The sequence below is a fragment of the Aporhodopirellula sallentina SM41 genome (assembly GCF_000346505.1).
GTDB classification, from domain to species: domain Bacteria; phylum Planctomycetota; class Planctomycetia; order Pirellulales; family Pirellulaceae; genus Rhodopirellula; species Rhodopirellula sallentina.
Window position 1 is genome coordinate 12,148 of the sequence record NZ_ANOH01000319.1, and the last position, 14,191, is coordinate 26,338.

The following is a 14,191-nucleotide window of genomic DNA, read 5'->3' on the forward strand; positions in this document are numbered from 1 at the left end:
AATGAGAGGATCCTAATCGATGACGGTTGCGGGCCCGCTCGCGCGTCCCCACACGCTTTTCCGGTTCACCTTCGCCATACCAACCTTCCATGTTCTATTTTCTCGCCGCCGGCCACGACCCGACCGACCACGCGATCCCACACGCGTTGCACCACTCGCCTTTGCTGAAAATCCCGGCGGGCAGTGCCGAAACGAACGTTCCGGCGTTGGGCATTCGTGACGGATACTACGAGTTTTTCATCACGAATCACTTGATGATGTCGGCTTTCGTCGGTCTGTGCCTGATCATCGTCGGCGTGCTGTGCTCGCGAAAGATCAGCATCTACCACGGTGAAGGCTTGGGGCGTTATCAAACACGTGGACGGATCTCGCAGCTTTTCGAGACGATTTGTGCGTTCATCCGGGACGAGGTGGCCTATCCGAACCTGCGTGGGCTGACCGATAAGTACATCTACTACATCTGGACGGTGTTCTTCTTCATCCTGTTTGCCAACATCATGGGCGTGATCCCGTTCGGTTACATCCTGCAGATGGTGACCGGCGACCCGCACTATTCTCACTGGGGCGGAAGTGCGACCGGGAACCTTGCGATGACCGGTGTGTTGGCATTGACCTCGCTTTTCGCGATCGTCTTCATCGGGATTCGCGAAACAAGCGTGAAGGACTTCTTGAACCACTTCAACCCGATCGGTTGGGACGGTGGCATCGCGATGTTGCCAATCGCCCTGTTGCTGTATGTGTTGGAAGTCCTCAGTTTGTTGATCAAGTGCTTCGTTTTGGCGATGCGGCTTTTCGGAACCATGATGGCAGGGCACTTGGTGCTCGCCGCGTTCGTCGGGCTGATCTTCGCTGCACGTGCGGCGGGTGACGGAACAGCGTTGGCGGTTAGTTTCCCGATCGTGATTGTCAGCACCTGTCTGACGTTGCTCGAGTTGTTCGTGTGTTGCCTGCAGGCGTTCATCTTCACGTTCTTGACAGTGTTGTTCATCTCGTCGATGGCGGTTCACGAGCATGACGAGCACCTCGACGACGATCCGCACGCGATGGAAGACGCTTACCAAATGGATCCCGACAAAGCGTTTGATCCGGGCCGAATCAGCCCCGCGGTCGGAGCGAGCCATCCGGCTGCCAGCTAGATCGGCGAACGGGTCGCGAGAGCTGACGAACAAAGGCGACGGCTGACGAATGTCGGCTATCGATTGCCCGCCTAACCGCGGGCGTTGTGCGAGACCCGGATTTGGGGAGTAGGGCTGATCGACGGCGAACTGACTCTGCGTGCCCGGTGGGTCGTGCCGATTGACCAACCGCCGTTCGAGAACGGTCGTGTGGTCGTTTCTCAAGGACGGATTGTTCGGGTCGATCGAACGCCATCGACCGAATCACGTCCTGCAACATCGCTGCAGTTCGCATCGGATGATCGACGCGACATCTCGGGCCACTCGGCGGTCGGTGATTGCGTTCGCGACCTCGGTGACGTCGCCATATTGCCTGGTCTGGTCAACGCACACACGCACCTGGAATTCAGCGACTTGGACTCGCCGGTCGGGCAGCCGGGGATGGAGTTGGCCGAGTGGATTGTGCACGTGGTGCGTGCTCGTCAAGCGGCGGCCGAGGCTGCAGGGATGGCAGACGCGACTCCGCAGTCGATCGTGACCGGTGGCGCCTCCGAGGCGATCCAGGGAGGAACGGCGTTGATCGGAGAAATCGCGTCGACGCCATGGCCCGGGATCGATCGGGAGCACGCTCGCGGTGGCGAGGTGGTCGCGTTTGCGGAAGTACTCGGGCTGACGAAGGAGCGTGGCGAGGCAAAGTTCGGTTTGGCCGGAGAGCATCTCGACTCACTCGGAGAGCTTGCCGGCGTCAGTCCTCACGCACCGTATTCGACTCCGCTCGAACTGATCGAGCGGTGTGTAAGGCTGTCGAGAGACAGGGCGTGTCCGCTGGCGATGCACGTGGCCGAATCACCCGCAGAGAGGGAGCTTTTGCAGAATGGTACGGGACCGTTTGCGGACAGCCTCGCTCGATTGGGTATCGATCTCTCAGGTCTCTTTCCGTGGCCACATGCGGAACCGGTGAAGGCTTTGATCGAGCGGTTGGCGAAGGCGTCGTCGTCGCTGTTGGTGCACGGAAACGATCTGCAACCGAGCGAAATCGCAGTGCTTTCGCGGTCGCCTGCGGTGAGCGTCGTTTATTGCCCGCGAACGCATGCCTTTTTTCAGCACCGTCGTCATCCGGTCGCTGATTTGATCGTTGCCGGGGTCAACGTGGCGTTGGGGACTGACTCGCGGGCCAGCAATCCGGATCTGCAGTTATGGCGTGAGGTGCGTTTCCTGCTCGAGCATCGCCAGGACCTTGATCCGGCCAACGTATTGCAGATGGCGACCCTCAACGGGGCACGTGCGATGCGTCTCAATCACCGGTTCGGTACGATTTCGGCGGGGCGTGATGCGGTGTTTGCCTGTGTGCCGAGCACGGCTCAAACCGTGGACCAACTCTACGCGGATTTCGCCTGTTTCGACGCTTCCTCGGCGGACGCGCTCCATAACTGAATCGCGTCGTAGAGTGCGTGTGCGATGATCGGAATCATCAGATTACCGGTGAGGATCAGGAGTGCCCCAAAGTACAGCCCCATCAACGCGGTCACGCCGATGTACAGTTTGCTGATCGGATGGACAAAGCCGAACGAGATCGACGAGAGGAGCCACGCGACGGTCATCTCCCATCCGATCGATTCGGACCACCACTGCGTCAATGCCGACCACGAGAGAGCACCTGATTCGAAAATCGCCGACGGTTGCTCACCGGCACGGTTCGCGATCTCCGATGTCCATCCGCCGAAGGCCCACCAAGGGCGAATGATGGCCGGATCGCCACCGAGCAGGCTGATCGGTTCGCCGTGCAGCAATTGAGCGAGTGCCGGCATCAGCCAACCTCGAAACAACAGTTCTTCACCAACGCCCGCGCAGAGGCTGATCACGAGCAGTTCGGCGGGCCCGAGTTTCAGCATCAGCTCGATCATCGGATGCTCACTCAATTGGTCGAGCTGTTCGACCGCCGGGTGTTTGATCCGGCGAATGATGCCCATCAGTAACAGCAACGGGAACGTCGCCAGGATGCCCAACCCGATACCGCCGAATACGGCAGGGAGTTGGTCGAGAGATGGGACGAGTTCTCGGGCGTCGGGACCGAAGAAATAGCCCAGCAGAATCGCCAACACACCCAGTCCGCCTTCCACGCCGACCGCGGTGTGAAAGAGTGTCTCGGGGGTTTGCGGCTCGTCATCCATGTCCTGGTCCGTCAATGCGTTCGCGATCGAGTGATGTGTTGGAAGCCGAAGAGGATAGCCGACCGGGGGCTCGCCAATCTAGTTGCCGCTGCGATGACGGTAAGGGTTGAACAAGAGATAATTCAGGTGCCGGTACAGGTCGCTGGAATTGAGTAGTTCCGTGTGCCCGCCTTCGCCGACCAGGTTGGCTCCGTTGAGCAGAACGACACGATCGCTCTGGCGAAGTGTCTGCAGCCGGTGAGGCAGAACCAACACCAACGCACCGTCTTGCGAGAGCGTCTTCATCGCCTGCAAACAAGGGTCGTTCGAAAGATGTTCGGTCGGTGCCGGAGGCTCCTTTGCCAAGACAATCGGTGGCCGATGAAGCAGTGCCCTTGCGATCCCGAGCGTGTAGCGTGAATTCATCGAGAGCCCGTCGCTCGAACGTCCCTCGCGAAGTTCCGTGACCGGGCCGACCATGGTGTCGAGTCCGTCGCTCAGGCGAGTGATCTGTTCGTAGATGCCGAGCTCTTCGAGCACGTTCACCATGTCGCGTTTGTCGACCGATTTGCTCAGCCCTGCCATCAGGTTTTCGGTAATCGTGCCTTCCCACAACGGCCCGTCGGGGGCGATCCACATGACCTGCTTGGCGAGTGCCTGCGGATGAATGTCCCGCAGTGAAATGCCGTCGATTTCCACTAGGCCTTTATGCGGGCGGCCGAAACCCATCAACAGTTCGGTGAGCGATTGAGTGGACACGTCGTCGGTACCGAGCAGCGCCACGAGCGACTTCGGACGCAGCGACAAGCTCAGGTCACGGAGGATCGGTTTCCCACCGGCGTCGTTAAGCGAGACGTCACGCAGGTCCACCGAATCACGCAGGCCAGCGAGTCCTACCAGGCGTTCGCTCGGGGCCACATCGTCGCCACGTTGTAGATAGAGGTAAATCGATTCGCACGATCGCGAACTGCGTCGCAGTTGGCGAGCCAGTTCACTCAGTCGTGCTGCCGAGAAGGCCGCCGCCGTCAACGCCAGTCCCAGTACCAACGAGGCGGGGAGGCTCAGCCCTTGTTGTCCGTGGAGGATGTTCGCGCCCAGTCCCATGACCAGCAAAGCGATCGCGATGCTGCCGGAGAACATCAGCACCGGCCACAAACGACCACGCCGCGCGTCATCGCCGGCGACCCAGCGGTCGAGTGATTCGAGTTCAGCCTCAAACGCATGATCGGCCAGCCCGCCGGCTTGCAACCTCGCCATCATCGGCGCGTCGCTTATGAGGGACACCAATCGTTCTCGGACTTTTGGGATTTCGAATCGAGACATCTGCAACCAATCCGGGCTGCGCATCCACGAATACAAACGCCACAGTCCCGCACCGCTGATCACGGCGAGGATCGCCAGCCAAACGTTGACCAGCAACGCGAGCACGACGCATCCGACCAACATCAAAACACTGCGCGGGATCACTCGATGCCACAGCGACAGCCCGACACCGAGTTCCGGCAGGTCTTTGCTGATCAATTGTTTGGCCCGAGACCGCTGTGCCGCGGCACCTTCGCTCTCGGCCCGCCGGAGGCTTTGTTTGAGGACCCGTTGGTGCAGCGATTTGACGATCTCGCGGGTTCGGCGATCCGAGGCTCGGCGGTTCATCCAAACCGCGAGGCAAAACACGGCCGAAATCGCGATCGCGATCACGACTAATTCGGTCAATTGGGCGAACGGAGCTTGCGTGGCAAACGACGAGGGAACGCGAACGTTCAGGTACGTGCCCAGTTCGACGGTGTGTTGACCGGCGACTTCGCGGGTGAAACCGTCACCGCGACGTGGCAGGTCGCGGTGTTCGATCAAGGCGGCAACCATGCCAAAGATGACGATCAATACCGGGATCGAGAACCCGGCGATGATTGCCCAAAACCAATGCGACGCGGACCCCTTGGACGGGGCTTCGCGGCGGGGTTGAGCCAAAGTTGCAAATCGATTCACGTTAAATAGCCTTTTGATCCTCATCATGGAATAGGCACTCGCGGGGGATCTGCCCGTGAACCGAGTCTACACCAAAAGGTTGGGCTATTCAGGATCGTTCAGTTCGCAATCGATCATTCCAGCGCCAAACCGTGTCCTACGCCAAATCGCGATCCTCAAACAACAGCATGGCTAGCATCCATACCGCCACCACAAACACGACGAGATAGTTGAACACGCCGGCAAGGTAGATCAGAGGCACCGCGTTACCCGAATCCACCGCCGCCTGGACGTTGAACGAGTTCAGGTTCGGCACCACCACCGCGATCAGTTTGCCGACAAACCCGACGAGTTCCGTATTCTCCTTCGCCGACGCGACCAGCGGACTGGTCAGGTTACCGATCACGTAAATCGAGAAGCACGTGATGAAGTTTGCCAGCAACGGCAGACGTGTCGCCAGAGCCACGGCGACTCCACCGATGGCCATCGTTTCCATGAAATACAAACCCAAAACAGGCAGAGTCGTCATGATTTCTTCATGCCCCACCTGCCACACCGGCGTCTTCTCGCTGGTCTCGCGTGCGTCGTAGATCGGTTTGTAACTCAGCACCACCAACAGCACCGCCGACAGGATCACAAACAGCACCAAAACGCTGAGCATGATGCCGGTGTATTTACCGAGGATGAACGAACGTCGGCTGACCGGTTTGCTCAGAACGGTCAATGCGGTACGACCTTCGATTTCGTCACTGACCGACGTTCCCGCACTCCACACGGCGAGCAGCATGCCCATGATCATGATCAGTGTCACGCCGCTGTCTTTGAGCAACCGGATGTCATCACCGAGCGTGTTGAACGGGAAGATCCCGAAGAGCAGCACGCCGAAGATTCCGAGCGCGAGCAGCAGCAGATACAACGGTTGAGCCATCTCGTTTTTCGCTGTCGAGAGTGCCAACGCCCAGACACGCGGTGCGGCCTGTCGGGTGGCCATTAACGCCGTGATCGTCAGGAAGAAAATGAATCCCACGAACACGATCGAAGAAGCCTGCGGAACTTGAGGCAGGTTCTTGAAGGTGAATACGACGCGGGCGGGGTCGATTTCTTGGTTGTAGATGTGCAGTTTGCCCGGATCGCCTGGGATCGGTGGTTGCTCCCGGTCTTGATAGCGATACTTGATTGCCTCGCTGCTGCCGGGGTTCAGTTCGACCGGCGAGCGGCTGAACGCGGCCGGATCTGCCGAGTCCGACAAGAACACCTTCTTGTCACTTTCGATGGTCAGCTCAGCGACGTTGCGGAAGTTGTATTCGATTCCGGCGGCAAAAAATTCCGGCTCGTCTGAAGATGCCGGTTGAATTGTTGCCACTTCGATTTGGGTTCCATCGCTCATCACATTGACCGACGGGATGCTCTCGAGAATCTTTCGCGGATCCTCGACGAAAGGAGTCAACGCCAGCCCGAGCACGCAGAAAACGCCAGCGGTGCCGAGCAGGTACGGCATCACGCCTTCCGCCAACATCGAGAACCATTCTGCACGCGTCCGGTGCCACATCCCGTAGATCAGGCCGAATCCCAGACCCAAGCCGATCGTCACCAGTGGCAAGACCAGCAATTGTCGGTTGTCACCGCCCTGCGGAAGATAAATCACGCAGAGGATCGCTGAGAAAATCGCCCCGGCGATCAGTGAGAATGTGACCCCCCGGCGAGGCGAATCCGCAATCTTCCCGAGTGCCGGGACCAGAGAAAGCAACGCCAGAACCCCGTAAACGACTGCGACCAAAAGGGCACCGAGTAACAACCCGATCGACAGGACCCAAATCGGAGTCGCGAAAGTGGGCATCCATTTGCCCATCTGTCCAAGGACCAGGAAAGAATCCAGCGTGCCGGCTGGAAGCGTATCGAAGTGGAAACTCGATTGTCCAAGGCCAAACGTCACGGACGAGAGGGCATCAGGTAGGCCAGCGATCATGCTCGGCAACTCAAATGGAGGAAAAGATGGCAGTTGGGAAAGATAAATGAACCGATCCGATTGGTTCCGCAGTCCGCGGCGAACGCCTTCGGGGCGTGAGTTCTCGGGTCGGTTGGATGTTTCGGGAATCGGGTCAGCGAAACCGGAGGTCTCGAAGCTACGCAGCGTCCCGCTGTTTGGTTTGCCGAAAAAGCGTTGCCGGCAGAATATTGAGGCATACGCTGGATATTGAGGGATCCGCAGGCAAGATTTGCGGCCGCACCCGGCGAAACATCGCTAGCCCGGAACTCCAGCCGTGCTGATGTCGCAGTCGCCCCGGTGTCGCAGTTGAACCAGTGGAGCAACCGAATCCGTCTACTGGGCAAACAGGTGTACTAGGCGAATCGGTAAGATGCCGTTGGCGGTCGGGCGAGCCCGTCTGCCACACTGAAGAACCTGCCCGAAGATAACCTGCTCGAAGTCAACTTGCTCCAAGTCAATTTGCTCGAAGCCAAGCTGTTTGAAGACTCCGTGATTTGATCGACCTGCGGGCGTTCGCGACGGTTGTTCTTTGTTAACCGCGGCTAACGCCGATCGGCTGATTGGGGCGTCGACGCTGTCGGGTTCTTCGCTTCCTGTCGTTTTGTGCCTTCTTTTCGAGACCGCCCTGTGAATTCGAACATGGCCCCCCCGGCTGCTGACAACCTCCGCGATCTTCTCAGCCAAGGCTGGAAGTCCAAAACCGTTAAGGAAGAGATCCGGGATAACTTTTCTCGGATGCTCGCTTCCGGTGAAGATCTGTATCCGGGGATTGTCGGCTATGAGGACACGGTGATTCCCGAGATCAATCTCGCGCTGTTGGCCGGGCACGACATCTTATTTCTCGGCGAAAAGGGACAGGCGAAAAGTCGTCTAATGCGGCAACTCGCACGCTTCCTCGATCCATACGTTCCCTACATCGATCATCCTGATTTGCCGATCCACGAGGACCCGTTGGCACCGATTTCGTCCCTCGGTCGTCGGCTCGTGAAGGAACGTGCCCCCGAAGACATCCCAATCGCATGGTGGCCGCGAGAAGATCGCTATGCCGAACGGCTCAGTCCGGGGACGAAGTTTGCCGACATCATCGGCGAGATCGATCCGGCCAAACTGACCGGCGGGGTCAGCATGAGTGCCGAGGAGGCGCTTTCGTTCGGTTTGATCCCACGGATGCACCGAGGCATCTTCGCGATGAACGAACTGCCCGAACTCGATGACCTCGTCCAGGTCGGTCTGTTCAATATCTTGGAAGAACGCGACGTGCAAATCCGCGGCTATCCCATCCGCTTTGACGTCGACGTGATGATTCTGTTCTCGGCGAACCCTGCCACGTACAACCGCAGCGGTAAGGTGATTCCGCAATTGAAAGACCGCATCGGGACGATCGTGCAAACGCACTATCCCCGTGAGCGTGATCAGGGGATCGAAATCCTGCAGCAGGAAATCGGCAACGACCTCGGTGGTGAGTATCCCGTCCACGTGCCGTTGTTCATGTACCAAATCATTGAGGAGATCACCAACCGGGCTCGGCAAAGCAAGTACATCGATCAAGCCTCCGGGGTGTCGGCGCGGTTCTCGCTGGCAAACTTTCGGACGATCGTCGCGTCGGCCCGTCAACGCGGGATTGTCCACGGTGAGTCACCGGCGGTTCCACGAATCAGTGACCTCGGGCACCTCTACGCGAGCTCGCTCGGTAAGCTCGAACTTGATTTGATGGGAACGCATCAAATGACCGAGCGACAGGTGCTCGACAGTGTGATCGCCGAGGCGATTCAAACGGTGTTCAGTGAGTACATCGAGGAACACGGTTTGGCGGAGATCGCCGAGATCTTTCGCGGTGGAGTGCGTGTGGAGGTTGGTGACCTGCTGCCGAGCAGTCTGTACGCCGAGCGTTTGCAACACGTGCCGCCCGCGTGGGATCGAGCCTTTGAGGTCAACGCGAGCGAAAACGAAGCGATGCGTGCGTCCTGCGTCGAGTTCATTCTCGCGGGGTTATACAGCCTCGACAAAATCAGCCGCTCGCAGAAGCACGGTAAGATTCACTACGAAACGTGAGACCTACGCAAGATGCGAGAGCATTGCTGCAACTAGAAATCGAGGTAGAGGGCGTAGCAAAAGTCGCCAAGACTTTCGGCAGGCTCCGCGAATCACCGAAAGTCTTGGCGGTTTTCGCTACGCCGTTGAACCCTTATTGGTGATCGTGACGCACCTCTAGTGCATGGTACCGACCATGGCCATCACGTCACGCAGGATGCATCCGGCGCGTTGTACCTGTTCCGGCGTGACATTCATGTGTGTCACCAATCGGATCGCCTGGTCATCAATCGCAAAGCAATCCAATCCGGATGCGAACAGTCGCGACTGCAACTCCGATGCGGTGCCCCATAACGGATCGATATCCAAGATCACGATGTTGGTGTCAACGCGGCCGCCGCGGATGGAGAGTGCTGGCAGACGGGAGGCTTCGTATGCGATCTGTTGGGCCGCTTCGTGATCAAAGTGCAAACGTGCGCGATGATTGTGGAGGGCGTGTAGTGCTCCGGCAGCGATGATCCCCGCCTGTCGCATGCCACCCCCGAACAGTTTTCGTGCCCGGCGGGCTTCGTCGATGAAAGCCTGCGAACCGGCCAACGCGGACCCGACCGGAGCGCCGAGGCCTTTACTGAAACAAACACTGACCGAGTCAAACGGCGCGGCCAATCGGGCGACATCAATTCCCGTTGCCGCCGACGCGTTCCAAATCCGAGCTCCGTCGAGGTGGGTTTTCAGCGACTGTTCATGAGCCCACAGACAAGCCGCGTCGATCGACTCTTGTGGAACGACGCGACCTCCCCATCGGTTGTGCGTGTTTTCCAAACACAGCAACCGGGTGCGAACCATGTGTTCGTTTTCGGGGCGGATGGTGCCGATCAGATGTTCAACGCCGAGCACGCCACAATCGCCCGTGATCGTCCGAGCCACCAACCCCGATAGCTGAGCGAAGGCACCTTGTTCGTATTGATAGATGTGACAATCCGCTTCGCAGAGAAACTCGGTGCCGCGTTCGCAGTGGACTCGTACGCCGACTTGGTTGGCCATCGTGCCGCTGGGCATGAACAGCGCGGCGGCTTTGCCGAGGACCGCGGCGGTCTCGCGTTCGAGCTGATCCACGGTAGGATCAACATCGATGACGTTGTCGCCGACGATCGCATTTGCCATGGCGCGTCGCATCTCAGCGGTCGGTTGGGTGACGGTGTCACTTCGCAGATCGATCATGGCGTTCGTTCTTATGCAATTGCCGGGAATGGGTGGGAAGGATACCGTCGACGTGATGTTATCCGGTCTGCTTTGCATGACGCGGAGGTCCGATTCCTGGCGGACGTTTCGTCGAAGCCTCGTCGAAGCTTGGCCGACGGCCTCAGTGCTCCGGTGCACTTGGTGCTCCGGTGCTCTGGCGAAAGCCCGCCACGGGGTTTAGCTTAACGATTCGTCGGCAGCGACGGCGACCCCGAGAAGGCTTCAAACTACACATAGCGTATCCGAAATCTGACAACCCACGACAAATTTTCATGACCTCCGAAACCGTCGATTCTTTGATCCGATTCGTGGACGCTCGCCAGGGCGGGTTGGAAATCCTGGCCGAATTGCGGGAGAAACTCAGCCCGCGCGGTGATCTGGTGAGCCCCCGAGGCAGGGAACTGACGCAGGCGGTTTTCGGCAAACCCCTCACCCCGGTGGAAGTCGTCGAAACAATTTGTCGCGACGTGCAGTCCGAAGGAACCGCGGCGCTGCTCCGGTACACCGAGTCGCTCGACCGGGCATCGTTGACCGCGGAAACGTTGCGAGTGCCGGCCGAGGATTTGCAGTCCGCGCACGCCGAGGCCGCGCCGGAGTTTCTCGATTCGGTCCGACGCATCCGCGAAAACATCACGCAGTTTCAGTCAGCGATCCGTCACGAAGACGTCACGATCACGCCTCGACCAGGAGTCCGATTGACCCAGCGGTACGTGCCGATGCGACGCGTCGGGATCTGCGTTCCCGGAGGAGCGGCCGCGTATCCGTCGACGGTGTTGATGACCGCAGTGCCTGCCCAGGTCGCCGGTGTCGATGAGATCGCCGTGGTCGCGCCGCCGACACCGTTCGGTGCGTACAACAAAGACATGCTCGCGACGTGTCACGAACTGGGGATCACGGAGGTTTACCGCTGCGGCGGCGCGCAGGCCGTTGCCGCGATGGCGTTCGGTTGCGATGCGTTGCCAGCGGTCGACAAGATCGTTGGGCCGGGGAATTTGTTTGTCGCGTTGGCCAAGAAACAAGTGTTTGGCACCGTGGACATCGATTCGTTCGCTGGGCCGAGTGAAGTGATTGTGATCGCGGATGCGACCGCGTCGCCCGCGTACGTGGCAGCCGACTTGCTCGCCCAAGCGGAACACTCGCCGGGGTCGGCGATTTTGATCACGTGGGATGAAGCGTTGATCGATTCGGTACGTGGCGAACTGCAGACCCAACTCGCTCAGTTGGAACGCAGCGACCTGACGCGGGACGCGTTGTCAGATTTCGGTGCGTTGATTTTGGTGCGAGACGCCGAGCAGGCGTGCGAGCTAACTGACTCGTTCGCCCCCGAGCACTTGCACATCGAAACCTCCGATCCGGACGCCCAAATCGCAACGATTCGCAACAGCGGTGCGGCGTTCCTCGGCCACCATACGCCGGTCGCGTTGGGCGACTACGCGGCCGGACCGAGCCACGTGTTGCCCACCGGCGGCACCTGCAAATGGGCAGCAGGCCTGTCGGTCAACAGCTTCCTGCGATCCGGCAGTGTGACGATGTTCGACGAAGGCGCGACCAAAGCGATCGCCGACGACGTTGTCCGTATCGCCGAGAAGGAAGGCCTTACCGCTCACGCCCGCAGTGTGTCGATCCGAACCGAGGCGTGAGGTGGCGGCTCTTTCTGCAGGGAGAGCATGGCTGTCCCTGTTTCGTTCGCGGTAAGCAGAGCGTTTCGTTCGCAGTGTGCAGAGCGTTTATTTCACAGTGAGCCGGATGAACGTGGGGCCATCGGAAGACGCCGGCCTCGGGGGCAAGCGACCCTGCGAGATCGCAGGTCGGACTGGCCCAACGCCCCCCAGGTGCTTACTCGCGCCCGCTCCGTTGGCTGGATCCGGCCTTCGCCGGAGCTGCCTCTTTCTTCGGGGCTGTTAGGACTCGATCAGCATTTTGACCGCGTCAAGGTAACGTCGAATCACATCGGCCTCCACCTCTTCAAACCCGGCCGACTTGTGGCGAAGGATCGACAGTTTGAGTGACTCGATGACGTCGGCGAGGTCGTCGGGCAGTTCGGGAAGTCCCGCGAACGGCTGCATCGGTGATGGGGCTGGCTCGTCCGCAACACCGACTCCGCCACCACCTTCGGTTTGGTTGGCGTCGTTCATGTTGTTGCCTTCGGGCAGTGCCGCGAGTTCCGATTCGTCACCGAAGTCAGGGGCCTCGTAGGCCGGTCCGGATGCAACGCCGTCGGTGTCGCCGTCGTAATCGCGTGTCGATCCGCCGCCTTGGGCTGGTGCGGTACCGATGTCCGGAGTGTCCTCGTCGACGTCGACCTCGATGACTTGGCTGCCGGTGGGACGATCCGACTCGACGGCTCCGTTTGCTTTCCATCGTTGTTCACGCATGATCGAAACGGACCACTTCTCTTCCACCGCACCTTGCAGCCAGAGAGCGGCGTCGTCCCAGTCCAACGCGGCGAGGAAGTGGCTCCAGTACAACGTCGGATACGTCTTGGCTTGATCGCCGAACCGGTCGTGAACACGGCGGAGCCTTCCGACGTGCGGCGACGTCACGCCACCGACGCGGGATGCCCATGCTTCGTCGGAGTAGTCGGTGACCGGGGCACCGGCTTCGATCAAGGCTTCTCGCCATTCGCTGATGATGCGGCCTTTTTCCCAGTTCGTCGTGCTGACGAGGGAGTTCCATTGGCCGACGAAAGGTTGTTGCAGTTCGACGAGTTCCTCATCGCTGCCGGCAGGTTTGAAGCCCGCTTCTGGATCGTCCGAAGCCGGGCTGTCATCGATCGCGGCGGTGGGGTCGTCCGATGCAGTCAACTCGGCTGTAGCCGCGGCGGCAACTGGGCCGTCGGTGACGTCTTCATATTCGTCGGCAGTCGATGAATCGGAAGCCAGGGAATCGGAAGCCAGGGAATCGGAAGCCAGGGAATCGGAAGCCAGGGAATCGGAAGCCAGGGAATCGGAAGCCAGTGATTCTGACGAGGAGGCTTCTGGAGACGAGGAATCCGACATTGCAGCGGTATCGGCATCGCTCGCGTCCGCGGTGGCGACGGCGGTTTCGTCTTCGTCGGGGACGTCTTCGTAGACTTCCGACGCGTCAAAACGTGGATGAGTGGTGGCGGGGGTAGCCGACGCTTCCGACGGCGCGGCGGCATCGGTTTGGGCGGGATCGATTGGGGAATCGGAGGCGGAGGCGTCAAAGTCGTCTTGGGTCATCGGCTTCTGCTTATGGGGTGAAAATCGGGCTCCATCAGGTGCCGCATACGCTACCCTGGCGCTGCCCCGATCGTGAAGATTCGATGTCGAAATTCGATGAATCTCAGCCGTATCGGTGTCCAATCGCATGGGCGAGGAAAGCGGTACGGTGTGGGAAAGATGTCCGGAGTGAGGCCATTTCGGCGAATCCCGATTCGAGTCGAGCGGCTTTCCCAATCCGGCCGCACGTGTGAGCGATCCGCGGCACGGCTCTGGCAACGCTCGCCGGCGGCCAGCAACCGGGGCTCGATCGTGCGCCGGGCCGAGTGGGAACCGGGCCGAGTAGGAACCGGGCTAGTAGGAACCGGGCCAGTAGGAACCGGGCCAGTAGGAACTCGTGGCGGAGTCGGGGCGTTGTCCTCTGGGGCCCCGTTATGTTCAGGGTCCCCGTTGTCTTCAACGCCAGGTTGCCCTCAGAGACGCTGTCCACAAAGTCGTTGCAGTCGTCATGACCCGCACCGA

At 59.8% G+C, this 14,191-nt stretch carries 10 protein-coding genes; 5 read left to right on the forward strand and 5 right to left on the reverse strand.

Annotated elements, in window-relative coordinates:
* Positions 1–89: 89 nt before the first annotated feature.
* Both atpB and RSSM_RS21110 read left to right on the forward strand, forming a co-directional pair.
* The gene (gene atpB / locus RSSM_RS21105; protein ID WP_008683652.1) at positions 90–1,136 is read left to right on the forward strand and encodes a F0F1 ATP synthase subunit A; all 1,047 of its coding nucleotides are present in this window, start codon (positions 90–92) and stop codon (positions 1,134–1,136) included.
* A gap of 84 nt (positions 1,137–1,220) precedes the next feature.
* Positions 1,221–2,549 carry an amidohydrolase family protein gene (locus tag RSSM_RS21110; protein WP_236621285.1) on the forward strand — a complete coding sequence of 443 codons (1,329 nt, stop codon included), beginning with the start codon at positions 1,221–1,223 and terminating at the stop codon, positions 2,547–2,549.
* Here RSSM_RS21110 and RSSM_RS21115 read toward each other — a convergent pair.
* From RSSM_RS21115 to RSSM_RS21125, 3 genes are all read right to left on the reverse strand, one after another.
* The gene (locus tag RSSM_RS21115; RefSeq protein ID WP_008683653.1) at positions 2,495–3,286 is read right to left on the reverse strand and encodes a CPBP family intramembrane glutamic endopeptidase; all 792 of its coding nucleotides are present in this window, start codon (positions 3,284–3,286) and stop codon (positions 2,495–2,497) included. The genes RSSM_RS21110 and RSSM_RS21115 overlap by 55 nt on opposite strands.
* A 78-nt stretch (positions 3,287–3,364) precedes the next feature.
* Positions 3,365–5,248, reverse strand: coding sequence for an ATP-binding cassette domain-containing protein (locus RSSM_RS21120; protein ID WP_008683655.1), 1,884 nt, complete (start codon positions 5,246–5,248; stop codon positions 3,365–3,367).
* A 136-nt stretch (positions 5,249–5,384) separates the two neighbouring features.
* Entirely contained in the window at positions 5,385–7,064 is a 1,680-nt protein-coding gene (locus RSSM_RS21125) for an ABC transporter permease (RefSeq protein WP_236621286.1), read from the reverse strand.
* Between the two features lie 175 nt (positions 7,065–7,239).
* Between RSSM_RS21125 and RSSM_RS33295 the strand changes: the two genes are divergently transcribed.
* A complete protein-coding gene (locus tag RSSM_RS33295; RefSeq protein WP_008683660.1) occupies positions 7,240–7,425 on the forward strand; it encodes a hypothetical protein in 186 nt (61 codons plus the stop codon).
* Positions 7,426–7,853: 428 nt separating this feature from the next.
* Positions 7,854–9,266, forward strand: coding sequence for a magnesium chelatase (locus RSSM_RS21130; RefSeq protein ID WP_085980016.1), 1,413 nt, complete (start codon positions 7,854–7,856; stop codon positions 9,264–9,266).
* Positions 9,267–9,422: 156 nt separating this feature from the next.
* Here RSSM_RS21130 and RSSM_RS21135 read toward each other — a convergent pair whose 3' ends face one another.
* Complete coding sequence (locus RSSM_RS21135; protein ID WP_008683664.1) at positions 9,423–10,466, reverse strand: threonine aldolase family protein; 1,044 nt, start codon at positions 10,464–10,466, stop codon at positions 9,423–9,425.
* A gap of 293 nt (positions 10,467–10,759) precedes the next feature.
* On the opposite strand from RSSM_RS21135, the gene hisD reads away from it, so the two are divergent.
* Complete coding sequence (gene hisD / locus RSSM_RS21140) at positions 10,760–12,127, forward strand: histidinol dehydrogenase (protein WP_008683666.1); 1,368 nt, start codon at positions 10,760–10,762, stop codon at positions 12,125–12,127.
* Positions 12,128–12,388: 261 nt separating this feature from the next.
* On the opposite strand, the gene RSSM_RS21145 is transcribed toward hisD, so the two are convergent.
* Positions 12,389–13,690: a hypothetical protein gene (locus RSSM_RS21145; protein ID WP_008683667.1), complete on the reverse strand. Its 1,302-nt coding sequence runs from the start codon at positions 13,688–13,690 to the stop codon at positions 12,389–12,391.
* Between the last annotated feature and the right edge of the window lie 501 nt (positions 13,691–14,191).

Excerpts from the sequence above, each read along its gene's own strand:
- atpB (WP_008683652.1), top strand. The coding sequence starts at position 90 with ATGTTCTATTTTCTCGCCGCCGGCCACGACCCGACCGACCACGCGATC.
- RSSM_RS21115 (WP_008683653.1), bottom strand. The coding sequence starts at position 3,286 with ATGGATGACGAGCCGCAAACCCCCGAGACACTCTTTCACACCGCGGTC.
- RSSM_RS21125 (WP_236621286.1), bottom strand. The coding sequence starts at position 7,064 with ATGCCCACTTTCGCGACTCCGATTTGGGTCCTGTCGATCGGGTTGTTA.
- RSSM_RS33295 (WP_008683660.1), top strand. The coding sequence starts at position 7,240 with ATGAACCGATCCGATTGGTTCCGCAGTCCGCGGCGAACGCCTTCGGGG.
- RSSM_RS21130 (WP_085980016.1), top strand. The coding sequence starts at position 7,854 with ATGGCCCCCCCGGCTGCTGACAACCTCCGCGATCTTCTCAGCCAAGGC.
- RSSM_RS21135 (WP_008683664.1), bottom strand. The coding sequence starts at position 10,466 with ATGATCGATCTGCGAAGTGACACCGTCACCCAACCGACCGCTGAGATG.
- hisD (WP_008683666.1), top strand. The coding sequence starts at position 10,760 with ATGACCTCCGAAACCGTCGATTCTTTGATCCGATTCGTGGACGCTCGC.
- RSSM_RS21145 (WP_008683667.1), bottom strand. The coding sequence starts at position 13,690 with ATGACCCAAGACGACTTTGACGCCTCCGCCTCCGATTCCCCAATCGAT.